The sequence below is a fragment of the Pedobacter montanisoli genome, from assembly GCF_022809115.1.
In the GTDB taxonomy this organism is placed as follows: Bacteria; Bacteroidota; Bacteroidia; order Sphingobacteriales; family Sphingobacteriaceae; genus Pedobacter; species Pedobacter montanisoli.
Window position 1 is genome coordinate 1459456 of the sequence record NZ_JALGBH010000002.1, and the last position, 25711, is coordinate 1485166.

Below are 25711 nucleotides of genomic sequence, written 5' to 3' on the forward strand. Positions count from 1 at the left end.
AACCTTTTTTATTTTGCTATCCTCCCTTAATCACTTTAAGCATTTGCGGATTAGCACCCTCTAATCTGATTAGGTATATCCCGTTAGGGTATTCTGTAAGATCGTATTTAATTTCGTTCTCTCCGGCTTTTATTTCTTTGGTTTTTAACAAGCGTCCCGTTAAATCGGTTAAATAAGATTTATGGTATAAACCCATTCCAAATTTCACATTAGCAACCCTATTTGTCGGGTTTGGATAAATCTTTAAATCCATGGTTGCCAAACCAAAGGTTAAGGCTTTTTCTCCCACTTTGATTATTTCACTATCATAATCCACCTGTTGTAACCGGTAATAATTAATTCCATTTAACGGATTATTATCAAAGTATGTGTAATTAAGAGGAGTTGATACCGTTCCTGCTCCCTTTACTCGACCCAATTCACTATAAGTCTGGCCATTGGCACTACGGCTTATGATAAATTCCTTATTGTTATTTTCAGACAAAGTATTCCATTGCAACTTAACGCCATTATTTTGTACCGCAGCTGTAAAGTTTCCTAAGCTAACCGATAAAGTGGATTGATACTCATATGCACCTAAATCAATATTACTTCCATCTAAACGAAGATTACCTGCTAAATCCTTGGTGCTGGCATCGAGCCCTGCAAACAAAGCATTATTGCCCATACCAATAGCCGGACTACCTGTTTTAAGCGTATAATCTCCTTTGGTGCCCATAGCAGGAGTTAATGGAGCGGTAAAAATCTGACTTACGGTTATACCTGTTGCATCAATGTTATTATTGGTTGTACTGGAATTTCCCTCTATTAAGCTATAAGAAATTACGGGAGTAGAACTGCTGTTAGATATTCCTGAGCTATTACCGTAAATAATACTATTGCGAATTTGAGGATTGGAACCACTATTATATAGCGCTCCCCCGCTTGTAGCCGTATTACCGCTCAAGGTTACATTGATAAGAATTGGAGCAGAACTTGTATTGTACATAGCGCCACCATTAGGATTGCCTGAATTGCCACTAAACATTACATTGGTAAGCATTGGGTTGGATGATGAATTATACATCCCTCCTCCCGAAGCAGCAGAGTTACCGCTAAAAGTTACATTGGTAAGAATTGGGTTGGATGAAGAAGTACTATACATTCCTCCTCCACTGGTTGCCATATTACTAACAATGATTACATTGCTAAAAGCAGGGCTGGAAGAATAGTTATATATACCGCCACCATTATATTGATATATCAGCTTACCATTAATAATCAAATAACCACCACCACTTGCATTACCACTGATAATGGTAAAGCCATTGAGCTCTATATTACTTACAGCAACGGCAACTACCACATGAAAAGCATTACCAATGTACTTATTACTGGTTATATTACCATTGGCATCAAAAGTATCGTTATTGTCTATATCTCCACTCAGAATAACAGGATTTGCTTTCCAGTTTCTATCGGTCATATCAGGATTACCCGTTCCCGGAAATCCGCCATAAATTTTCACATTACTTACTAAGAGAAAGGTATTGTCACGTCCCTTATCTGTACCAAAATTAGCCCCATCTTGAGGGCTGTATTTAGGTTTGTAAGTACCCTTGGCTACCCAGATTTCTTTCACTGTACCTGCATTAGCTGCATTCAGATTCTTTGCTGCCAGTAAGGCATCAGCCAGTTCTGGCACAGCATTAACCCAACTATCACCTGCAGCATTTCCTGCGGCTGTTTTGTTTACATAGATAATGCCATTGGCATCAGGAGTTTGGGCAGATGCTAAAAATCCTGAAATCATAAATAACAGGATCAGGTAAGGAAACTTTTTCATCTTAATCTTTGAATGGTTCAAAGACAAATTTGAGCCTAAAACAAGGCTAGTGCAAGGTTTTAGGGCGGACAAAAAGCGGACAATTGGTTAAAAAGATAACAATTACTGCTATACAAGTGATAAGATATAACTTTCTAAAGTTTCGCCTTCGTTAAGAGATAATTTATTTTTTAAGCGTCTTTTACTTCTGGCTACACTATCCGCCGCAATACCCAAGGTACCTGCAATTTCTTTGTTGTCCATCTGCAGAAACATCAGGCTGGCCAAACGTTCTTCTGCTGCTGTAAGACTGGGTAGAACGGCGTGCAAACGTGGATAAAAAACAGGATAAGCCTTATTAAAATCATTTCTGAAATTCTCCCATTCAGCATCAGTTACCAACACATAAGCCCATAGTTTTTTTCCAATTAGCGTTTCATCCAAATTATTTTGAAGCATACTTTTTTGTAATGACTGACTTAAATTGACAATGAGCTTGTCTTTTTCTAGCATCTGGTTTCTAAAATGCTGCAGGCTCTTTTTGGCCTTATCCACTTCAGCCTTCGCCTGTAAGCCTTCAAAAATGCGTTTTTGTTTTTCTAATCTGGCTTTAAGGGCTTGCCTATTGTATAACAGCCAGCCTATAATACTCAACAATACAATGGCTATAATAATAGCTGTACGGGTCTGTTTTAATTTCTGGATACTGGTATTGGCTTCTTCTAGATTTCTTTGGGTATGATCAAATAATATTTTAGCATTTATTGCCGATAATTTACTGTTATTAAGCATTTGTTCCTCTTTCTGAAGATAATGACCATAACGATTTTGGTAATAGAGCGAACTATCTGTTTGCTCCAGATAAGTATAAATGGTGGCCATGCCTTTAAGTGCTTTGATCTGATCATCTAATTTCTCGCTGGCAAGTGCAGCTCCAAAAGCTGCTCTAAACGCGGTTAAAGCAGGTTGGTATTGCTTCTGACTTAGAAAAATCTCTGCCCTGGCATTTTGAGCAATAGCTACATTATTGGGTTGATTATATTTAATACCGGCTTTTAGCTGTTCATTGATCAAGGGCAAGGCTTGGTTAGTGTTTCCTTGGTAAAAAAGACATTTGCCTATATTACCTTTGGCAATAGCCTGCCAAAGTTCTTGCGTACCCGCTGGTAAAGGTTTTTTATGCAGTGTATCTAAAATCTGCTCATAATAATTAATAGCCTTATCGTATTGCTTTAAGGCAAGATAAGAAGCGCCCATTACATCTAACTGAAAGATATAAACTTTGGGATCCCATTCATGTACTTTAATATGCTTAAAGGCCAAACACTGCTGCCCGTATTTGATGCTTTCTAAAAAATCTTTGGTTTTATACAAGGCCAGACTGGCTCCCAAGAACCTGTTTTGAACATAAGAAAAATACTTATGGCCTATGCGTTTTTGTATTTCCAATGCTTTTAGATTATAAAGCAAGCATCCTCCCTCATAATCCATATCAGCAGCTAAGGCATAAATCTCTGCTAGCAACTGATCATCTTTCAGGTTACGGGCTAACTTTATAGCTTCGGTAACTTTTAGTGTATCCTGACGCTGCAGTCTAATTTTAAACCCTCTTCTACCCAATACATCAAACATCCATAAACGGGCTTTTAAACGTTCATCAGGATTTTTCTGAAGGTAGATCTTGAATTGATCTACAAATCTTACAAGGCTTTTGGCATTGAATTCTTTTCTTAAGATCGTGTAAGTATTTTCGGCATGATCCGTTTGGCTAGTTCCCGTTTTGGACCACGCATCTGCAAATGCTTCAACATACCGTTCCTGTGCCAAGCCAGTTGACCAAGCAAAAACCATAAAGATGAACAAAACTAATGAAAGGCGCATATCAGAAAGCATCTTACCTCAAATATAAGAGATAACATGAACCCTGCTATATGATCAAATAAAAAAGGGCCAAATTAAAAAACTGACCCTTATTAAAATGTTTCTTTCTGATTTATTTCAAAGCCTGTTCAATATCTGCAATAATATCATCAATATGCTCTAAACCGATAGATAAACGTACAGAGCCTTGCTCTATCCCTACAATATTTCTTTCTTCTTCGGTTAGTTTACTATGCGTACTTGTTGCCGGATGCGTAGCTATAGAACGGGTATCGGCCAGGTTTGCCGAAATAGAGAACAATTTAAGTCCATCCATAAATTTACGTGCGCCTTCAATACCGCCTTTAACCACAATGGTTACAATACCGCCACCCATTTTCATCTGTTTCTTTGCAATTTCATATTGCGGATGTGATGGCAGGAAAGGATATTTTACCAGTTTAATTTGAGGATGGTTTTCCAGATACTGCGCAACCTTTAAAGCATTTTCGCAATGGCGATCCATACGAACAGCCAATGTTTCTAAACTTTTTGACAAGATCCAGGCATTAAATGGCGATAAAGACGGTCCGCTGTGACGAGCAAAAGCCACCACATCACTGATTAGCACCTTACTACCTAAGATAATACCACCCAAAGCCCTGCCCTGTCCATCTATATATTTAGTGGCCGAGTGAATAGAAATATGAGCGCCTAACTTTATGGGTTGCTGTAGGTATGGCGTAGCAAAGCAATTATCTACCACTAAAAGGGTATTGTGTTTTTTGGCTAGATCAGCTAAAAATGCCAAGTCTATAATATCAATGCCTGGATTAGAAGGGGTTTCTACAAAAATAAGTTTGGTATTGGGTTTAATCAAAGCTTCCCAATCTTCAGGTTTATCTAAATCGGCATAATCAAAAGTTACGCCCCATTTGGCAAAAATATTGGTAAGCAACTGGTGGGTAGAACCAAAAACCGAGCGGCTCGAAACAATATGATCGCCACTTTTAAGGAAAGTGGCGAAAGTAGTAAATATTGCAGCCATACCTGTTGCGGTAGCAAAACCATCTTCTGCACCTTCTAGCAGAGCCATTTTTTCTATAAACTCAGAGGTGTTGGGATTAGAATAACGACTATATACATTACCTTCTTTTTCATTAGCAAATAAAGCCCGCATCTCTTCGGCATCATCAAATTTATAACTTGAGGTAAGGTAAATAGGTGCCGAATGTTCTTTATGAGCACTTCTTTCAGTTTGAGTGCGTATGGCTATGGTTTCAAAATTTTCCATTGTATGAGGAACTATATTATAGGTGCTTTTATTTGTTTATGGTATAACTAAAATTGATGGTTGCTGAACGGCTTAAGATATTAGAAACCGAGCAGTATTTATCAAAGGTCATTTGCAATGCCCGCTTAACTTTTTCTTCACTCACATCTCCAAATAAATCAAACCTGATATCTATTACATCAAAAATAGGCGGTATTTCTTCTTCTTTACGTGTAGCTTTAATATGAATCTTGATATCATTGAGCGGTTCTCTCTGTTTGGTTAAAACGTTTACTACATCTATTCCGCTGCATCCACCTAAGCCCACCAAAAGCATTTCCATGGGCCTGAAACCCTTTCCTTCGCCGCCAATGGCAGGTTTACCATCTAATAAAACAGCATGTCCTTGCTCATTAATCGCTTCGAAATTAAATTTTCCGCTTTTGCGTGTCAGATTGATTTCCATTTGTGATGTGTTCTATGATAAAAAGAATTTAAAAGCAAATTTAATGATAAAAACCAAAATATTATTCTTAAGTCAATTATTTTTAGCTCAACACACAGAATAAAATTTTGAACAAATATTAAAAAGTTAGAGATTATAAAAAACCAAGTTCTCTTTTTCCAGCTCAGGCAACTGTACCGCCCGATCAAAAATGCCAAATACCGATGAACCGCTACCACTCATTAATGCAAATTTAGCTCCAGCCTCATAAAGCTTTGTTTTGATTTCGGCAATCTGTGGAAATGCTGCAAAAACAGAAGGTTCAAAATCGTTTAACATTACCGACTGCCATTCTGATAAAGGTAGTTCTATAAGTCTTTTGAGCGGTTGTACAGGTTGTTTTACGCTTACATTAGCATAAGCCTGTGCCGTTGATACGTGAACAGGAGGTTTTACCAATACCAGGAAATAAGAACTTAGATCAATCTCAGCTTCCTCAAATTCATCACCTTTTCCAAATGCGTAAACAGGTTGGTTCCGAATAAAAAAAGCGCAATCTGCTCCCAATTTGCGGGCATAATTTTCCATTTCGGCTATGCTGATACCCAAATTGAATTTATCATTGATCAGCTTGATCAAAAACGCAGCATCGGCAGATCCTCCGCCCAAACCTGCGCCAACCGGTATATTCTTTAATAGAATAATTCGCTGATTTGGTAAATTGAATTCTGCCTGCAGCATTTTAAAAGCACGGAGGCAAATGTTATCTGTTGTTTCTCCAGGTACCTCAATGCCTTTAACCATGCAAGATGTTTCCTCTGCATCAATCAGTTCAACTACATCATAAATCTTTATCGGGTAGAAAACCGTTTGCAGGTTGTGATAACCATCGGTTCTCTTTTCGGTTAGAAAAAGTCCCAGATTGATTTTGGCATTTGCAAAAGTTAACATCTTATTGTAATTGGTTATCGGTCATTTAAAAATCTGTATGCTCAACTCTATAGCTTGTATTGGTAATGGCCTATGATCTTCCACGAAAATAAGCAGTCTGCTATTTCCTGCCCATTGGCAATGTTATGTACAATTAAATATCGCTTACCATCAGCCGATCTTCTATTGATTACCAAACCAATATGGCTTTGTTTGCCATTCAAGTCCCAGCAAACAATATCACCCGGTAAATAATCATCTGCCTTATTAGAAATGGTTTTCTTTACCCCTTTTCTACCAAAGAACACCATCAGGTTTGGCACCCTGCGATGATCTATATTGGTATCGGGCTTGCGCAAGCCCCATTTGTTGGGATAAAGATTAAAATTCTTTTTCATATCCTCGTGTACCAATTGCTGCATATCTATACCCAATTTTCTGTAAGCACGTATAACCACATCTGTACAAACACCTTTATCTGCAGGCACATCTCCGTTTGGATATTTTATTTTAAAATAAGCAGGATCATAAACCACTTTCTGGTTTGTAAGTTCAATTGCGGCATCATTTAGTTTAAGTGCTACTGGGTTTTGTGCCATAGCACTTACAATCCATACCTTAAAAATTACCGTGAACAAAAGCTTTCTTATAAACATATTGCAATTATTATCCAGATGGCTAAGTTAAAAAAGATGTTTTAAGTAAAGTCTAAACAGCCTTATTTTTATGTTGGCATTAATTGTGGAAAAATCAACTTAGCTCCCTTAAAGATAGCGGGGTAATTTTATTAGTTTTGTACAAATCCTGAGTTTTCTTAAAAACCTTCACCATGAAACAATATTTAGATTTAATGCAGCATGTGCTGGAAAACGGAACGCAAAAACATGATAGAACCGGTACGGGTACCATTAGTGTATTTGGCTACCAGATGCGCTTCGATTTGCAGGAAGGGTTTCCACTTGTAACCACAAAAAAACTGCATTTAAAATCGATTATACATGAGTTGATCTGGTTTTTAAAAGGTGATACCAATATCAATTACCTTAAAGAAAATGGTGTGCGTATATGGGACGAATGGGCAGATGAAAATGGAAATTTAGGCCCGGTTTATGGCTCGCAGTGGCGCAGTTGGCCAAAGCCAGACGGCGGTCATATAGACCAGATTACCCAAGTCATTAATACCATTAAAAACAATCCCGATTCGAGACGTATTATTGTTTCGGCCTGGAATGTTGCGGAGATTGAAAATATGGCACTACCGCCTTGCCATGCTTTCTTTCAGTTTTATGTTGCCGATGGTAAATTAAGCTGCCAGTTGTATCAACGCAGTGCCGATATCTTTTTAGGTGTGCCTTTTAATATTGCCTCTTATGCACTGCTTACTATGATGGTAGCTCAGGTTTGTAGCTTGCAACCCGGAGATTTTATCCATACTTTAGGCGATGCCCATTTGTATAACAATCATATTGAGCAGGCGAAACTGCAATTGAGCCGAGATCCAAAACCTCTACCTCAAATGCAGCTTAATCCAAACGTTAAAGATATATTTGAATTTAAATACGAAGATTTTACTTTATTAAATTATGATGCCCATCCTCATATAAAGGGTGTGGTTGCGGTTTAAATCAGGTTAATTGATAAGTTGATAAACTGATTAATTGTTGAATTGACCAATTGGTTGGAGACTAAAAACAATCAACGTAAAACAAGAACAACACACCGAAATGACTGATACCCTAATAACCAAAAAATTATCCATTGTAGTAGCAGTTTCTTCTAATAATGCCATTGGTAAGGGAAATGAATTACTTTGGTATTTATCTGCCGATCTTAAACATTTTAAAAACATAACAACCGGTCATACTATTATTATGGGCCGTAAAACCTACGAATCTATCGGAAAACCACTTCCAAACCGCAGGAGCATTGTGATTACCCATAACAAAGATTACAAAATAGAAGGTGCAGAAGTTGTACATTCTTTAAACGATGCGCTTGATCTGTTGGGTGAGAACGAAGAAGGATTTATTATAGGTGGTGCACAAATCTACAATCAGGTGCTACCTTTTTGCAATAAAATTTATCTTACTACTGTACATCATCATTTTGATGCCGATGCTTTTTTTCCTGAAATAGATAGAAAGGTATGGAAAGAGACCGAAAAAGCAGAACACAAAGCCGACGAGAGAAATGAATTCGACTACACTTTTTCAACATTAGAAAAAATGTAACGCTTTATATATAACAAAATTACATTAGGGGGTTTTATTAATTAAAAAATTAATTAGATTTGCCGACTTGTAAAAAATTAGCATAGAATAGAAAAACAATAAACAAACAATGCAAGGTAAAGGTTTTATTAAATTTATGGCAATACTTCTGGGTATTGTCTGTCTGTATTCACTTTCTTTCAATTTAGTTACTTATAACGTAGAGAAAAAGGCCAAAGAATACGCCAAAGGCGATGAGGCTAAAGAAAAAGCCTATTTAGACTCGATGGCTACAGTACCTGTATATCCGGTTTTCGGATTAACTTACCAACAGGTAAAAAGCAAAGAAATTAACTTAGGGCTAGACCTTAAAGGTGGTATGAACGTTACCATGGAAATTTCTTTGGCTGAACTTACCAAGTCTTTAGCAGGTAATACTTCAGACGAGAATTTTAACAAAGCCTTACAAAACGCACAGGTTCAAATGAACGCAGGTGGAAAAGATTTCATCTCTTTGTTTGTTAATGAATATGAAAAACTTGTTCCTAATGGCAAACTGGCTGATTTCTTTGTAAATCCTGACAACTCTAACCAGTTGAGCCCAAGTGCCAGCAATTCAGAAATTAAGTCTTACTTAAATAAAGAAGCTACAAGTGCTATAGACCGTTCTTTTATCATCTTACGTAGCCGTATAGATGGTTTTGGTGTAGTTAGCCCTAACATGCAAAAGCAGGAAGGTTCTAACCGTATCTTTATTGAGATGCCTGGTGTTCAGGACAAAGAACGTGTACGTAAATTACTTCAAGGTTCTGCCGAATTACAATTTTGGCAAGTATATCAAAACGAAGAAGTTTACGGAATTTTAGAAAACATCAATAAAACACTTGCCGTATCTGTTAAAAATCATGTTAAAGATACAACTGCTGCAAAAGCTGCAGATACAACAAAAAATGCAGGTGGTAAATTAGCAGGATTAACAAAAGGTGCTACAGAAAATAAACAAGATACATCAGCAAATGCTAAAGCTGCTGAGGCTGCGAAAAGCAATCCTTTATTCTCTGTTTTAAGTATCCCTACTTATACAGCAGAAAATGGTCAGCAAGGTTTACGTCCGGGACCGGTAGTAGGCTGGGTACAACAAAAAGATACTGCCAGAGTTAATGCTTACTTACACAGTGCTGAAGTAAAACCTTTAATTCCTGGAACACTTAAATTCATGTGGGGCCTTAAACCTATGCAAGGCACCAAAGTTTTTGAATTGTATGCTATAAAGGTTACTTCATTAGATGGACGTCCAGATTTAGGTGGAGACGCGATCTCTAACGCTCGTTATGGTTACGATCAGAACAACAGACCTGAGGTAAACATGTACATGACCAGCGATGGTGCAGCAAAATGGAAAAAAATCACTGCTGAAGCTTCAGCTGATCCAAATAACAAAAAAGCAATTGCTATTGTATTAGATAATACAGTTTATTCTGCCCCTACCGTTCAGAACGAAATTCCAAATGGTGTTTCTTCTATTACCGGTAGCTTTACTGTTGAAGATACCAAAGACCTTTCAAACGTATTAAAAGCGGGTAAATTACCGGCACCAGCTAAAATCGTTTCAGATTTTGTGGTTGGTCCTTCATTAGGTAAACAAGCTATTGATAGTGGTTTAATGTCATTCGTGATCGCATTTATCGTGATCCTGATCTTCATGGCATTTTATTATAACAAAGCAGGTTGGGTTGCTAACATCGCTTTATTGATCAACGTATTCTTCATTATGGGTGTGCTGGCCGCTTTTGGTGCAGTATTAACCTTACCAGGTATCGCGGGTATCGTATTAACAATCGGTTTATCGGTTGATGCGAACATCCTGATCTTTGAACGTGTACGTGAAGAGCTGGCACATGGTAAAAATACCGCAGTAGCCATCAGAGAAGGTTTTAAACACGCAATGTCGTCAATTATCGACTCTAACGTTACTTTATTCATATTAGGTATTATCCTTTTCATATTTGGTACAGGACCTGTTCAAGGTTTTGCGACTACTTTATGTGTGGGTATCCTTACCTCATTATTTGCAGCAGTGTTAATTTCTCGTTTGATTTTCGAATCTATGATCGAGAAAAAATCAAACATTACTTTTGATAACAACGTTACACGTAATGCATTTAAAAATTTAGCCTTTAACTTTGTTGGTCACCGTAAATTATATTACACTATTTCAGCTCTTATTATTGCTTTAGGTGTTGTATTCTATGTTAAAAATGGTGGTTTACACTTAGGTGTTGACTTTAAAGGTGGTAGAACTTATATTGTTAAGTTTGATAAAGCTTTAAGTACCGAAGATGTATCTAAAAAATTAACAGAGAAATTTGAAGGTGAAGAAGCACTGGTTAAAACTGCTGGTACAGATCACTCTTTAAAAATTACTACACCTTATCATATTTCTGATCAGGATCCTAATGCTGATAAAATTGTAGAAACGGCATTGAGAAAAGGTTTAGATGAGTTAGGTGCTAAATACGAAATTGGAAGTTCTCAAAAAGTAACCCCTACTATTGCAAGTGACATTATTTACGGAGCATACGGAGCTATTTTGTTCTCATGTATTGTAATGTTTATCTATATTCTGATCCGTTTCAGAAAATGGCAATATGGTTTAGGTGCGGTAATCGCGTTATTCCACGATGTGTTATTGGTATTATCTTTCTATACCATTTTAGATGGCGTATTGCCATTCCCATTGGAAATCGGGCAAGATTTTATAGCCGCAATCTTAACGGTAATGGGTTATACCATGACAGAAACCGTTATCGTGTTTGACCGTATCCGTGAGCGTTTATCACAACACGGAAAAGAAGATGCTGCACATGGCGAAGAAAGAATTCAGTTGATCAACTTTGCGTTAAACAGTACTTTAAGCCGTACCATTTTAACTTCATTAACCGTATTCTTTGTATTGATCGCTATCTTCATCTTTGGTGGTGACAGTATCCGCGGATTTATCTTCGCATTATTGATCGGACGTATCATTGGTACATACTCTTCATTATGTATTTCTACACCAATCGTAATTGATCTTTCAAGCGATAAAGACAAAAAATAAACTCGTTTTAAATAATTGAAAAAGCCCCGGAAATTCCGGGGCTTTTTTTATGTATCTATTCTACTTATAGGATTATTTCCGGTATACGCATATGGAGATGTATTAATTTGCTTCGGATGTTCTGCAAGCGCATCTACTACGTTCCACCTACCGATAACCGGGTCACAGAACCTTGCGCCGTAATCATACTGCTCCAGCTCCTGCTGAAGCTCCTTGCCGTTGTAAAGGTACCGGTTTGTGCCTCCCGACTGTACTTCCTTTCTTTTCCCGAAGGCATAGTAATCATCACGCTGCAGCATTCGCACAGCTCCACCATAAATATCGAAACTTCCCCGCACATTTCCAAGATGGTCTGGTAGGGCTAATCAGCAAAGCCCTTCATCTGCAAGTTAAGGTACTATGCCTCTTACTCTGAGATACCGTAAAAATTTGCAATATCAAGCCATACTTTAGCTAATTGCTTATCTTTTTTTACACCAATACCATAATAATACAGCCTTCCGACCTCATAAATAGATTGTTTATGCCCTAGCAAAGCTGCTTTCATATAATTAACAAACGCTTGATTTACATCTTTTACTGTTCCAACTCCTTCTTCGTATGAATTTGCAATATCAAAACAAGCCTCTGGAATATTATTTTCTGCTGCTTCTAAAAGTAATTCAAAAGCTTTATAAACATCTTTCTTAACGTGAGTTCCAAATAGGTACCATGTCCCCAATGCATATATTGCTTTATAGTTACTAACTTTTTTTGCTTTCATAAGTAAAGCAAAAACCTCATTTAAATCAGCATTATCCATTAATGCCTTCTTTAAGGCTAATTGATATATTCTATCTCCCTTCATATTATTAAATATTATTTTGGCGGCCAACCTCTATCCTTCTCCGCCAACGGATCCACAGTATTCCACCTACCAATAATAGGATCATAGAACCTCGCCCCGTAACCGGGGTTTTACCGAGCTCATGAACACCAATAAAAAACATAAACTTTTTGTGAATAGTCATACTGTTCCTGTTCTAGCTCCTTATCATTGTACAGATATTGGTTCGTACCGCCTAACAGTACTTCCTTTCGCTTGCCAAAGAGCACAAGCACCATGCCCATATCAGCAAGGAATATATCCTCATTTATAACAGACTAAACGATCTGAAACTTTTTGGGGCTACAAGATCCTTGTTTTGATATAAGAAAACACCAGTTGTACCTGCTCTTGACTTTGAACAGGAGCTAGCAAAGCAGATAAAGATGATAAAAACTAATTTCTTTATTATTTCTTACATTCTCCCTTTTTTATACTTACATCTATAAAAGAATAATCTTTAATCGTTTTTAAACTATCAACCAAATAATTGAAATCTACTGGAATATTTTTTTCTATTTTCAATTTCGGAAGCAGCTTTATAAAGTAATGAATGATCATCATACTTTATAAATATATCCGTACACTGTGAGACGTTTTTTAACAGCTCTATATTTTTTATCTTTCCATTAACTTCAACTAAAAGTTTTCCTTTATCATAATCTAAACTTTTTATAAAATAACTATAAGCTATATGTTTATTCTCTATTAAAGTATCTAAAACAATTTCATTATTTAGTTTCGTCTTTACATGGATTATATTGTAATCAAAAGCCTGAGATGGGTCTATATAAAGATTAATAGTCTTATATGGTTTAGTACATCCTAAAACGATGCATATGGATGATAATAAAAGTATTTGCTTCATATCTTTAATTATTAATTTTTAACAGGAAGAGGAATTATCATTCCTTGTGTCCTCTTTCCAATATACGGACGTTCATTAGTAGAAACACCATTATATCCTTTAATTATTTTAGGCATGGATGCTTCGACGTAAGAGCCATTAACATCAACAAATGTTTGAAATTGTGTAGTTGATGCTGTTCTACTCACCTCTTGGCCTTTAGAATTAAAGTATACTATATCATTAGCATCTGGATCTATAAAGATTATTGGATTATTGACAGCATATATATAAGGTGTTACATTTAAATATTTCTCTGCTTTATTATCTATCACATTCCACCTTGCAATAACCGGGTCATAAAACCTAGCCCCATAATCATACTGTCCAAGTTCATCCTGTAGCTCCTTGCCGTTGTACAGGTACCGGTTCGTGCCGCCTGATTGCACTTCCTTTCTTTTTCCGAAAGCATAGTAATCATCCCGCTGCAGCATCCGCACAGCATTGTTATAAATATCGAAACTTCCCCTTACATTTCCAAGATGGTCGGTAAGGTTATACTGGTAGGTGTAAGTGCCACCGTTGTTCAGCGCCCTGCCCTCTTCAGTCTGGATAAAGTCTATTGCTCCGCAATATACTTATGTCGTTTACATAATCTATCTCATAGTGACATTATTAATTTTGTCTGTTTCTCAAGTTTCCTAAGCGTAACGATATAGTTATAAGTCCAAACCTCTCATCCTAAGACCTCTGTTCAATAAAGCGAAGTAATGCTTTTGACAAGAGCGATAAGTTCGCATCAGCAAGAGGCACTATTCCAGTAAATAACAAGTATAGATTAAATCAATACTTATAAATAATCCATATTATTAAGTAAATATAAAATAGGTACTAACTCAATAATAATTATACCAAAGATGAAAATAAGATTAGGTTTACTACCATACTTTATATACATCTTTTTTACTACCCATAAAATCAATAAGTAATATAGTATTATTCCAATATCTTGTAATAATACTATAAAAATCCCTAACTCATAATTATTTGCGTTAACTAAATCATAACCTAAAAGAATAATACTTAGGCCCAATAATATATAAATTGAAACGGTAATTATAGTTTTAATAAAATAAAATACATTCATATCATGATGGTACGCTCATAGCAATGATATTTTTAAAAAAATTATCATGAAGCAATATTTGCTATTTATCTAACTGTACAAATGAACTATCCGATGTAATATCTATGAACTCTCTAGAGCTCCAAAATCGTATATCATCCATATTATACTTAGGCTCTTTATTTTTCCATGGATGATCTGTAACTCTTCTTCTAAAACAATATTCATTTAAGGCATTCTTAACGTCATTATAAGTCTGAAAATTTATAAATCCAAATGAGCTTTCATCATAAACTTTAATTGAACTTTTTATATCATCTTTCTTACAAAATAGAAAAAAACCATCATATGATTCATCCTGTAACTTAGTGATTAAAAGAACAACCAATCGTAATTTATCAGGCCCATAAAGAATACTATCAATATAAATATCTGTATTCTTACCATATTTAGCTGGAGGTCTAAAGGGCTTTATGTTTTTATTTAACATTATATTTAAAACTTTAGATAAGTTTAAGCTATCCCTTTGATATTCAATAGTGCTAAAGCTTACTTGATATTTATATCGTTCTGATGTTGATTTATTATTACATGAACCCAATATTAATCCAAATAATAATATTATTATTCCTATTATAGGAAACGTTGATTTTTTCATAGCTTTACCCAATGACCATTTTTAAATTTATATGTACCTTCCTCCATTCCACTTATGTCCTGTATAAATGAAGATATACTGTGGCTACCTTGTTTCGGATCCTCTCTATATAAATTATTATCTCCATTTTCTTTATCATCTAATCCTTTCTGCTTTTCATCAGCAATTTTATCAAAAAATTTCCACCAAGAGCTTTTCTTTTTACCATTATGAGTATATTGTTCTGTATGTACCTTGGGTTCTGCTGACAAGGAGCCAGCTTGATAAGGATCAAAATCAAATTCACTAATACGTAACCCATTAGATAGCTCTGGATGTGCTTTTGCATATTCTACGATTGCCTTTACAAAACCTTTAGCATAAGCCCCTCCCATACTATGGCTTACAATTTTTAGGCTTTCTGTAATAACTCCATTCGTTCGAGTCAAAGAAGCGATTATAGCTTCTGCATTTTTTTCTCCCATTTTACGTCCCTCATCAAATCGACTACTTACCATAGTATTTAGAGTTCGTTGGTAGCCAAAAGTACTACTCCACCCTCCAAGAGCTCCATCATAATATTGATATTTTACTTGTTGAGCAGTAGGATAATCATTAAAATGGGCTTGTACCTTATCAGCAAAAGCCCCCCAATACTTATATGAGCCTCCACTTCCTCCATGTTGTCCATTAATAAAAATCACTAAATGACCATCTGGGTCAATAGCATTTGTGGGCGTATTAGCAGCGTAAGCATAGGGTGTTATCTGAAAATACAGCTCAGCTTTCTTATCTACCACATTCCACCTGCCGATTATAGGATCATAGAACCTTGCGCCGTAATCATACTGTTCCAGCTCCTCCTGCAGCTCCTTGCCATTGTACAGGTACCGGTTCGTGCCGCCTGATTGCACTTCCTTTCTTTTTCCGAAGGCATAGTAATCATCCCGCTGCAGCATCCGCACAGCATTGTTATAAATAAGGCTTTATGTAATCCGAACTGTTCACCTCAATAAATAATACTAGAACCAAGAAAAACTTTAAAAGTTATCCTCTCATTTGATTTAACATGTACCTTTTTAATGAATAACTGTTTAAACCCAACACTTATAAATTCGACGCTATATTCTCCGGGGGTTAGATCAATATTGAAGTTACCCTCTTTATCAGTTCTTATATCTTTCTTAAATTCATTACTCACAATCCTTGCAAAAGCATATTCCAGTGGCTGATTATTTTCTCTTGCTTTTATAATACCTCTAATACCGCTTTGGCTATCTTCATTTCTATTAATACTATAATTGCTTTTAAATTGTATTTTTTGTGAGCAACTGTTTGCCAAAAATAAAAAGAGAATTAAAAGAAGTATTTTATTGTTGGTTTTTATTATCTTCTTCATCTTGTTTTGAAATATTTATGATTTTACCTTTAGCATCGCTGCTTTGTTTTTTAGCATTCTTTATAATTTGTCTAATGTAATTTTGTTTTAATATTTTACTCCTCCTCCCTACTTCACTACTTGTTTCAGTCATTAACCCAGAATCAAAATGCTCAAGGCCTAAAGAGTGTCCTATTTCATGAGCTCCTGTTTCAGAAACCTCACGAGATTTCTTTACTTTTATTAATGCTCCTGATCTAGTGCTTCCATTTGTATTTTCAGGCAAATTACTATCAGATACAATTCCATAAACATTACTTGCGTCATATTGAGTAAATTTTATTTCATCATTATCAAGTCGATCCATATTAGTTTGATAAAGAGGATCAGTTATCTCCATTACATTAAGGTCAAAATTTACTTTATATTGTATTGCTGATTTTCCCTTTCCTATTTCATAAGTAAATTTCCCGCTCTGATCATTCCAAAATTGAGTGGAAATTTCAGCTGACATTTTTGAACGATTATCACCTATTTGCGTATAATAAGTAGCCTTTATTGTTACTGTTTGATGATTATGATTTATTATAACTACATAATCACGACCATCTATATCAATAGACTTTATAGGATTATTGGCTACATAATTGTAAGGAGAGAAATTAAAGTACTTCTCTGCCAAGGGATCCACCACGTTCCATCTTCCAACAACCGGATCATAGAACCTTGCACCGTAATCATATTGTTCCAATTCCTGCTGCAATTCCTTACCGTTGTACACGTACCGGTTCGTGCCGCCTGATTGCACTTCCTTGCGCTTGCCAAAGGCATAGTAATCATCACGCTGCAGCATCCGCACAGCATTGTTATAAATATCGAAACTTGCCCTTACATTTCCAAGGTGGTCTGTAAGGTTGTACAGGTAGGTGTAAGTGCCGTCACTGTTCAGTGCCCTGCCCTCTTCAGTCTGGATAAAGTCTATCGCACCATTGGTGTACTGGATCCCATCCACATAATGTGCTTTACCTTTATATTACTCAATCTAAATACATAATAATAAAAGTAAATACTAACAGGCACAAATCCTCTGCTCTCAATCCCGAAACTCAAGACTTGCGCCAAATGGGAATTATCAAGATATAGGTTTAACAAAATGAAAAACCATACTCTTATATCTTCAAATAACAAGACATATCCCTTTCAAAGCTCTCTCTATCAAAGGATTTTATTTTCATAGAATTAAAAACAGCAAATGATTTTAAAAGCTCTATAGATAACAACTTTTTCGCTTCATATTCATCTGCATTTACAAAAACATTATAGTCTAACTTTATGTCATACACCAAAGCATCTGTTTGCTCAGAAGGTTTCCCGTCCTGAATTGTGACTACTGTACCTTTTTTATATTTTGGATTTCTAACCTTAAAAAAAAAGTCGAATTCTGGGGCAACACAGATTATACCGTGTAAACATTGTAGTATCCATCAGCAGAAGACAAGTTGTGTTTTTGGGTACCCAAAAACACAACTTGCAGGTATTAAAAGATTAATGACTCTTACATCATTTGCCACTCAACTATAACAGGGGGGCCGCTGATAATATCAATTATATTATCAGAGTTACAGATTACATAATGGACTAATTCAAAATCTTCAAATATACCACTGCTTTCTTCTTTAATCCATTTTAAAAATCGCGTATTTGTCGATTTACAAAATGTAGAAAGTGAAGGATTATCTAAACTTATGAGTCGGCCGGCCTCATTTACAACTCGATATCCAATTACTCCAGTAAACTTTATTTTTAATGCTTTATCGGGGTTGTCAAATTCTTTCAACAGAATTATCAATTCTCCTGTAGCATGATGCAACTCAAAGAAATAAGGTGATTGCGGAAGATCAGCTATCGGCCTCCACAATTCATAGTTATCAATTTCCATTTTATTTATATCTAATCTTTATTTCTGACTGCCGGGTATTAGGATTATATACTTCCAAAGTTGGTCTCCCGTCTGAACTTTTATTTCTAACATTCACCGTTTTTCCGTCAGCGGTTTTGCCAACTTTTCCATTCGCAATAGGTTTTGCTGATCCTGGAACTACTATATCGTCAAAATCATTTTCAGCTTGCTTTAATCCTCCCTCCTTACTATAAACATCGGTTCCATTTCCAGTTTTATTCTCGTGTTTCGCATCTTCCTTTAAATCATCAACCGTTTTTTCCGAATTTACAGATGCTTTGTTATATTTATAAATCTCATTTCCTATAACATAAATACTATAAAGAGCAGTTCCCACTGTAAGAATAGTCTTTGTTATAGGCTCAGGATCTGCACCCGAAATACCCCATGCTACACCAGTTCTAGCACCCGTAGCCAATAAAATCATTCCCGCTGCTTTCGCTATACTTGGTTTGGCGGTAATTTTTACTTCCTTTAATTCTATAGGCTTCTTTTCGGGGGGATCAATTTTATCCTCAACCCTCATTCCATCAGGATCAGTAAATCTAACAGTATTATTAAAAGCGTAATTGTACGGAGAAAGATCTTCATATATCTCTGCAAGCGGATCGATTACATTCCATCTACCAATCACCGGGTCATAGAACCTCGCACCGTAATCATACTGCTCCAGTTCCTGCTGCAATTCCTTACCGTTGTAAAGGTACCGGTTTGTGCCGCCAGACTGTACTTCCTTACGCTTGCCAAAGGCATAGTAATCATCTCGCTGCAGCATCCGCACAGCATTGTTATAAATATCGAAACTTCCCCTTACATTTCCAAGGTGGTCCGTAAGATTGTACTGGTAGGTATAGCTGCCGCCGCTGTTCAATGCCCTGCCCTCCCCGGTCTGGATAAAGTCTATCGCACCGTTGGTGTACTGGATGCCATTTACATAATCAGTTGTGGTGGTGCTGCTGCCCGTGGCCGTTTTCCTCAGCTTCCTGCCCGTGGCATCGTAGGTATAGGTGATATTGACCGGTCCCGTTACCGTACTCGGCAGGTTAAGGTAATTATAGCTCAGGGTTACGCCGTTCCTGCCATCGGTGGTCGCGTTGCCGTTGCCATCGTACTGATAGTCTGTACCGGTCAGCCCCGGTATGTTCTGCAGCTGGTTGCCGTTGGTATAGTTATAGGTCTTTGCCCCGGCATTGTCCCTATCCAGGCTCGTGATATTCCCCATCACATCATAGCTGATCACTTCGCTCATACCTGTGGCCGCTGCCGCTGTCAGCCTGTTCAGCCTGTCGTACTGGTAGGTGAAGCTGTTGCCGCTGCTGTTGGTGTAGGCCTGGTCTGCTATGTTCCCGTTGTACTGCGGATAGCTGCCGTTGTCGTATTTCAGCTCCATGCTGAACTCGCTGCTGTTGCTCTTGGTCAGCCAGCCACGCTCGTTGTAGCTGTAAGTGGTGCTCTGCCTGCCATCGGCCAGTTTCTTCTCTCTTAACTGCCCCAGCTCGTTGTACACATATTCTGAAAGGGTAACCTCGGGCTGGCCGTTGATCTGCTGCCTGGTCCTGAGCTTCCTGCCCATGTGGTCATAGTCATAAGCGGTGGCTATGGTGGTAGTGGCGCTGTAGGCCGTATGGGTACGGGTACTGCTGCTCAGGCTGCCGTCAAAGTTGTAGGTGTTATCGGTTATATCGGTACCGCTTAAATGGTTCTGGCTTTTGATCTGGATCACCCTGCTCTCTTCATCATAGTAATGGGTGGTGAGCAGCTGGGTACCGGTGCCCAGTACCTGTATTTTACTGCCTGTTAAAAGGCTCTGTACTTTACCGCCGCTTGCCTGGCTGCCTGTTGGCCCGCCAAAGCTGTTTCCGGGAAAGCTGTAGTCGTCGTAATAGTTCACCGTTAGCTGGGAAGTATAGCTACGGGGATAGGCCGTATTGCTGTAGTCGTTGCCGGGCGTGCGGCTCTCCCACAGAGGGTAGTCCGGGCTGGTGCCATCGGCTTCTGCATCTACCGCTGCCTGCAGGTTTATCCTGCTTCCGCTGCTGTTCAGTATCCCTGTCATAATAGTCCTGCCCAAGGCATCATATTTGGTAAACAGCCACTCGGGACTGCTCTTTGCCCGCTGGTTGCTGTCCTGGCTCAGTACCAGCTGGTCTATCTTATTGTACACCATGTACTCCCAGCCCTTGCCGGGCAGTTTCTTCTCTACCAGCCTTCTCCTGGCATCGTAACGGTACTGGTAGCAGTAGTTGTCCAGCAGGGCCTGGGTAGGGACATTTGCATCGGCATTGGCTCCCGGTGGCAGCACATAGCTCAGGTTGCCATAGTCGTCATATACATAATAGGTGCTCAGAATTTCGATCTGGCCGGCCTTGTAGTTGAAGGCCCGCTTGAGCACTACCCTACCTTCCTTGTCCTTGTATTCTTCGGTGGTCCCGGCCTTGCCGTCGCTGCCCTGCCAGTTCTCATCTTTGCTGATGGTAAGGTACAGCTGGCCGGCACTGTAGTAGCCCGGGCTGATCAGGGTGCGGGTATAGCTGGCCGTACCTGCTGTGGCCCTGTAAAGCCTCACCGCATGGCCCGTGGTGCCATAATTGGTATCGCTGTTATTGATGCCGTAGCTCAGCCTGCCGGTATGCTCGGTGCCGGTATTGCCGGTAGGCTGCCAGCTTGCCCCGGGATAGCCCTGTCTTTCTACCCTGTTCAGAGGGCTGGCCTCGAATACCGTAATACTGAAGGGGCTGCCGGTGGCCTTGATGCTGCTGCCCGTGGCCTGTCCTGTATAATAGTTCAGCTGGCTGCTGATGCCTGACGGCTTATAACTGCCGTCGGTAGCGGTCTGCTCGGCATAGGGCAGGTATTTTTTCACCTCCCTGCCCAGGGCATCATATTCGAATACCTGTACCAGGTCCTTGCCCGTGGCACTTCCCTGCCACTGTACCGTCTGCAGGGGACGGCCCAGCCCGTCAAGATACTGGATGGTGCGGTTGGCCTGGCTTACCGGCAGCCCGTTCAGTGAGCTGATGGTGGTCTTGCCCGGTACCTTCACCACCGTCTCCATTACATGGTTCTGGTTTGTGCTGGGTGTCTGTCCGTAACTTAAACCGCTCAGGATCAGCAAAAAAATTAAGAGATTGCGTCGCATCGTTTTTTGTTTTATTCTATTGTGTCAATCCAATCAATCATAATGGTAAATTTTGATCCGCTAATTGATACTCCATTTTGGGTATAACTGCTCGCTCCATTATGATAAATTGTATTTAATACATTATTTAGAGAATCTATTAGTTTAAAATTGTTCCAACCGTAAAAATTAGGGAAACCTGCAATGGTACCATAGGTATCGATCTGCAAATTATAAGTACCTGCGTCTATACTAGCCCCTGCTACAAGCTGTGCTTCGGTAAAGGTATATACTACATTATTGCTTGTGTCTTTGAATATTAAGGTTTGTACACCTCCGCTTCGCTGGCTTGTACTTGGATTAATCTTTGTGCTATTAGTATACACAAGACTGATTTTAGGCATTGTACATATGCCATTCAAATTTGCATATGTCTGGCCGTTGGCTATAATATCGGCCAAAGCCTGATTATCTGCATCTGCCTGACTAAGAGTTGAACTATATTTCCCTGCTGATACAACATACGTTTCTTCACTGCCCTGCCCAATAGTGCATTGCTTAGTAAATTTCTGTGATTTTAGGGTATTATAGTAAATAACATAGGGTTCTCCGGTTTCGTTATACACATAATTCTTGACAATATAGCCATTATGATCTTTGATATTTATTAACCGCCCATATACGTCATATTCATAAGAAGTGGTAAATCCCTTTTCGTCCACAATTCCCGTTACGCCAAACACAGGATCGTAAGTAAAGCTTTTGATATAAGCATCAACAGGATAAACCGCTATATCATCTATGCCAGAACCATCGCTTAGCACCATGCCATAAGTATAAGGTATTACTTTATAATACCATTTATCTCCTGATAAGTAAAAATAGCTTATCTGGTAATCTTTATTGTTTGGCTTGGCCCAGTTAACCTGATAGCTTCCTGCATAATACCTTAAGCCCGTATGTCCTTTTAAAAGTGCAGCAGTTGAATTATCTTCAAAGTTTTCAAAGAAAATCTCATTTATTGCTGCATTCTGTACCTGAACAATTGGAAGTTCTTCTCTATAACCATAAAGGTAAACATACTTTAATCCATTAGTTCTGGACTGGCTAAGCAAATGCCCTTTTGTATCGTATGCATGATAAGTTATAAAAGGTTCGGCCGTATTATTTTGTGTGCGAAAATAGATGTTCTGCGGTTCATATATATTACCTGACCATTGCCCATATACCAAAGAATCTGTCTGAATATGGGTGAGGTTATTTTTAAATGTATTTACTAATGGAACAGTTATTCTGTTCTGTTGGATCAACTGCTGATAAACCGGCTGACTTGTTAAAGCATACATTTCATGTGGATATTTCTTAATTTCTGTCCGTACATCTCCTAAACTGTTCACATAACTGATTTCATTTGGCTGATAATGCTTTATATTATTATAAGTATAGAATTGCTGTGTTTGTATAGGATTGTTGCCTTCCAGATCATATTCTGTGGTAGTTACAGTATCTACATATATCCATATAGCTCTGTGATTAAACATCTGAACATCAAAAGGTGCAAACTGGGTTTCATCTGGCGGATTATAAGTTATAGCAGGCGTATAATTAGACTTTATTACATAATTACTTGCCTCTTCATTAACTCTTGTATCTATAATAAAGTTCTTTCTTATTTCTTTAACGGTTTTATACGTATAATTTCCTCCTAACGAACCTGTTGTAATAAAGTCCTTTTCTATATTTTCTAATCCTATCTCATAACTTGAATTTGAAATGGGAACAGCGAACATTGTGTTATTTCCAAACAATATTTGCGCATTTAATCCTTCTCCTCCTAAAAAATGCCTGCTTTTTCCTCCATAATCCCAGCTGTCATCCTTTAGTTCTATTACATCACTATAATAAATATGTGTACCAGAAGGATAAGATAAATCATTAATGGGCTTTGAATATGCAATGCGGTAATCGCAAAACACAGTTATCGGGTATCCTAAAACATAACATACTTTGGCATCTCTCAAATTGGAATAATACAATCCTGTATTAACATAACTCCTTATCTTACCTGAAGACTGGTTTTGATTTTCAAGTGAAGCATAAATCATTTTCTTCTTTAAAACCGAACCAATTGTGGAAATGGTTATATTTCGTTTTACTCTTACACCTCCTACCTCATAATTACCCCATGCATAATATCCTTCAGGCTGATATATAAAGCTGAGGTCTCCTACCGCCGCTTGGCCATAAGATACCCATTTTAAAGTATAACTTCCGCTTGGAAGCGTAATGCTTCCCGAATAAGAAGTATCAATTTTTAAGGCATAGTTATACACTAAATTATAATTGGCATCTCTTATTTCTAAAGCCGAATATTGATGTATAAGATCATTAACTCCTATACCACTATAACTACAACTCAGGTTAAAATTAACATTCCTTGCTTCATCTAATGAAAAGCTCAAAGTATAAAACACAGGATCTTTCGTTCCTGTTCCCTGTACTCTTTGATTTACCATATTGGAAGATGCCGGAAAATAGCGATTTTCAAAAATAGTATTCGGCTCATACTCCAAACTATCAGTACCCCCACCTGGATAAACGATTTTACTCATTAAACCATAATAGGAAACAGAGCCATTTGGTGAACGATCAGCCAAAACCCCAAATAGAGCAGAATGTTCTGCTTTACCCGTGGGTATTAAATGCGTATTATTTTTACCATTAAAATAACCCCAGTAATCCTGTGCAAATGATAAACGCGATGGAAGACTGTTAATATTATAATAACTTATTTTGTATTCCTGAGGTGTAATACCGGGCAGCGAACGGGTAACTTTATTTAAAAAGGCCCGGTCATTCAAATAATATCCGTTACCCATAAAATTATAGTAATCAGAATTTGAACTATATACATATTCAAGATCATAATTATTATAGAGCTGTTTTTGTAAGGTATCTATAATATCTTTTTTATAATATTTTACCGAACTAAGAAGAAAGTCGCCTATCAGATCTGATCTTGTACTATAATTAAATTTTACTTCTGAAAACTTAGAGTAAATTCCTTGTAAAATTACTCCTTTTGTACTCAGATTATTAGGGCAAATCTGGCTTTCATTACGTTGAGGACAATTATCGCCAGCACAACTCTGAAGCAGGGTAGTTGATGGAGTTCTAATTAATGTTTCACTAATATCTGCATAATAATCATAAGTACAACTGCTGTACTCAAAGTCAATATATTCGCCTTTTACACCTTTTATAGCTATTAAATACCATGCAGTAGGTATATATGCATCGTAATTCTTGCCACAATTAAAAGAAGATGTTTTACTTTTTTCAGTAGCTTTACTACCTCCAAAGTAATATTGAGTACCTGCAGGATCTGTGATTTTAATAGTCCAGTCTCCGCTGTTATGCCCGTAAAAATTGGTTTCAATTTTCAACGGTGAAGCGGCAAGCTGCACAACCTCTGTTACATGATTTGGTTTCAGATAAAACTTACCTGAATAACCATTAAAATTAAAACTAAACAGGTCTGATTGTGTATCATACGCACCTCTTGTAGCACTATCTAAATAATTATAACTATCCTGACTAAAGTTACCTTCTCTGAAATTTGCCGGAGCAGTAAGCATTTTATATAATTCATCTGCTTTGTCCATTACCGTTCGTGTAACAGCCCCACCAGCCTCCAAATTCCAGCTCATACCCACACGAGTTGCAATCTGATTTACTTTTATGCCATTTCCCGAATTATAAGATAAACTTATGGGCAGTTCTATTGTACCAACTTTAAGTTTTGAAAGAGGAATAGCGGTTTGAAAACCACCTGTAGAAGCATTTATTGATAATCCGCTATATTTAGTTAACTCATAAGCATTGGGGGCAGGCGAAAGAACAGCTGTTAAAGCAGGTGCATTAATAGATTGCTGCCCGCCTCCCTGTGTAAAGCCAACTTTGCATACCAATATACAGCAGAAAATTAAAATAGCTTTCTTAACAAAACTATTTGCTTTTAAATAAAGGGTCATTCTTAAAATTTGCTTGGTTGTGCAAAGCTAAAATTATTCTTTTTAGTTTTATTATGATTACTCGCTGTAAAATTTATTCTTTCAATAACCTTAAACTATTTTTGAAAAATTTATTCATCATACA

The 25711-nt window shown here is 37.6% G+C and carries 20 protein-coding genes; 3 read left to right on the forward strand and 17 right to left on the reverse strand.

What is annotated here, in order from left to right; translation table 11 throughout:
• Nucleotides 1-16: 16 nt before the first annotated feature.
• The 6 genes from MMF97_RS14150 to MMF97_RS14175 form a co-directional block, all read right to left on the reverse strand.
• Complete coding sequence (locus MMF97_RS14150) at nucleotides 17-1825, reverse strand: T9SS type A sorting domain-containing protein (RefSeq protein ID WP_243363189.1); 1809 nt, start codon at nucleotides 1823-1825, stop codon at nucleotides 17-19.
• A 108-nt stretch (nucleotides 1826-1933) separates the two neighbouring features.
• Complete coding sequence (locus MMF97_RS14155) at nucleotides 1934-3685, reverse strand: tetratricopeptide repeat protein (RefSeq protein ID WP_243363190.1); 1752 nt, start codon at nucleotides 3683-3685, stop codon at nucleotides 1934-1936.
• 112 nt (nucleotides 3686-3797) lie between these two features.
• A complete protein-coding gene (locus MMF97_RS14160) occupies nucleotides 3798-4958 on the reverse strand; it encodes an O-succinylhomoserine sulfhydrylase (RefSeq protein ID WP_243363192.1) in 1161 nt (386 codons plus the stop codon).
• Nucleotides 4959-4986: 28 nt separating this feature from the next.
• The gene (locus MMF97_RS14165; protein ID WP_243363195.1) at nucleotides 4987-5403 is read right to left on the reverse strand and encodes an OsmC family protein; all 417 of its coding nucleotides are present in this window, start codon (nucleotides 5401-5403) and stop codon (nucleotides 4987-4989) included.
• Nucleotides 5404-5529: 126 nt separating this feature from the next.
• On the reverse strand, nucleotides 5530-6333 hold the full coding sequence (ispE, locus tag MMF97_RS14170) for a 4-(cytidine 5'-diphospho)-2-C-methyl-D-erythritol kinase (RefSeq protein WP_243363196.1): 804 nt from the start codon (nucleotides 6331-6333) through the stop codon (nucleotides 5530-5532).
• Nucleotides 6334-6380: 47 nt separating this feature from the next.
• Nucleotides 6381-6968, reverse strand: coding sequence for a DUF1287 domain-containing protein (locus MMF97_RS14175; RefSeq protein ID WP_243363198.1), 588 nt, complete (start codon nucleotides 6966-6968; stop codon nucleotides 6381-6383).
• A gap of 173 nt (nucleotides 6969-7141) precedes the next feature.
• On the opposite strand from MMF97_RS14175, the gene MMF97_RS14180 reads away from it, so the two are divergent.
• The 3 genes from MMF97_RS14180 to secDF all read left to right on the forward strand — a co-directional run bounded on the left by MMF97_RS14180 (nucleotide 7142) and on the right by secDF (nucleotide 11622).
• Nucleotides 7142-7936: a thymidylate synthase gene (locus MMF97_RS14180; RefSeq protein WP_243363199.1), complete on the forward strand. Its 795-nt coding sequence runs from the start codon at nucleotides 7142-7144 to the stop codon at nucleotides 7934-7936.
• A gap of 100 nt (nucleotides 7937-8036) precedes the next feature.
• Complete coding sequence (locus MMF97_RS14185) at nucleotides 8037-8543, forward strand: dihydrofolate reductase (protein ID WP_243363201.1); 507 nt, start codon at nucleotides 8037-8039, stop codon at nucleotides 8541-8543.
• A gap of 109 nt (nucleotides 8544-8652) precedes the next feature.
• Nucleotides 8653-11622 (forward strand): protein translocase subunit SecDF, encoded by a 2970-nt coding sequence (gene secDF / locus MMF97_RS14190; RefSeq protein WP_243363202.1) that lies wholly within the window; start codon nucleotides 8653-8655, stop codon nucleotides 11620-11622.
• A 47-nt stretch (nucleotides 11623-11669) separates the two neighbouring features.
• Here the strand turns inward: secDF and MMF97_RS14195 are convergent, their stop codons facing one another.
• From MMF97_RS14195 to MMF97_RS14245, 11 genes are all read right to left on the reverse strand, one after another.
• The gene (locus MMF97_RS14195; RefSeq protein WP_243363203.1) at nucleotides 11670-11921 is read right to left on the reverse strand and encodes an RHS repeat-associated core domain-containing protein; all 252 of its coding nucleotides are present in this window, start codon (nucleotides 11919-11921) and stop codon (nucleotides 11670-11672) included.
• 107 nt (nucleotides 11922-12028) lie between these two features.
• Nucleotides 12029-12469: a tetratricopeptide repeat protein gene (locus MMF97_RS14200; protein WP_243363204.1), complete on the reverse strand. Its 441-nt coding sequence runs from the start codon at nucleotides 12467-12469 to the stop codon at nucleotides 12029-12031.
• Between the two features lie 496 nt (nucleotides 12470-12965).
• Nucleotides 12966-13355: a hypothetical protein gene (locus MMF97_RS14205; RefSeq protein WP_243363205.1), complete on the reverse strand. Its 390-nt coding sequence runs from the start codon at nucleotides 13353-13355 to the stop codon at nucleotides 12966-12968.
• A gap of 11 nt (nucleotides 13356-13366) precedes the next feature.
• Nucleotides 13367-13828 (reverse strand): RHS repeat-associated core domain-containing protein, encoded by a 462-nt coding sequence (locus tag MMF97_RS14645; RefSeq protein ID WP_317228613.1) that lies wholly within the window; start codon nucleotides 13826-13828, stop codon nucleotides 13367-13369.
• A 714-nt stretch (nucleotides 13829-14542) separates the two neighbouring features.
• Complete coding sequence (locus MMF97_RS14215; RefSeq protein WP_243363206.1) at nucleotides 14543-15118, reverse strand: hypothetical protein; 576 nt, start codon at nucleotides 15116-15118, stop codon at nucleotides 14543-14545.
• Nucleotides 15115-16056, reverse strand: a complete 942-nt coding sequence (locus tag MMF97_RS14220) for an RHS repeat-associated core domain-containing protein (protein WP_243363207.1) — start codon at nucleotides 16054-16056, stop codon at nucleotides 15115-15117. Before MMF97_RS14220 ends, MMF97_RS14215 begins: the two co-directional genes overlap by 4 nt.
• A gap of 50 nt (nucleotides 16057-16106) precedes the next feature.
• Nucleotides 16107-16496, reverse strand: coding sequence for a carboxypeptidase regulatory-like domain-containing protein (locus tag MMF97_RS14225; RefSeq protein WP_243363208.1), 390 nt, complete (start codon nucleotides 16494-16496; stop codon nucleotides 16107-16109).
• On the reverse strand, nucleotides 16468-17487 hold the full coding sequence (locus MMF97_RS14230) for an RHS repeat domain-containing protein (protein ID WP_243363209.1): 1020 nt from the start codon (nucleotides 17485-17487) through the stop codon (nucleotides 16468-16470). Before MMF97_RS14230 ends, MMF97_RS14225 begins: the two co-directional genes overlap by 29 nt.
• Nucleotides 17488-18030: 543 nt before the next feature.
• Nucleotides 18031-18414: a hypothetical protein gene (locus MMF97_RS14235; RefSeq protein ID WP_243363211.1), complete on the reverse strand. Its 384-nt coding sequence runs from the start codon at nucleotides 18412-18414 to the stop codon at nucleotides 18031-18033.
• A 1-nt stretch (nucleotide 18415) separates the two neighbouring features.
• Complete coding sequence (locus MMF97_RS14240; protein ID WP_243363212.1) at nucleotides 18416-21574, reverse strand: DUF6443 domain-containing protein; 3159 nt, start codon at nucleotides 21572-21574, stop codon at nucleotides 18416-18418.
• Between the two features lie 11 nt (nucleotides 21575-21585).
• Nucleotides 21586-25587 carry a DUF5977 domain-containing protein gene (locus tag MMF97_RS14245; protein WP_243363213.1) on the reverse strand — a complete coding sequence of 1334 codons (4002 nt, stop codon included), beginning with the start codon at nucleotides 25585-25587 and terminating at the stop codon, nucleotides 21586-21588.
• Nucleotides 25588-25711 lie beyond the last annotated feature (124 nt).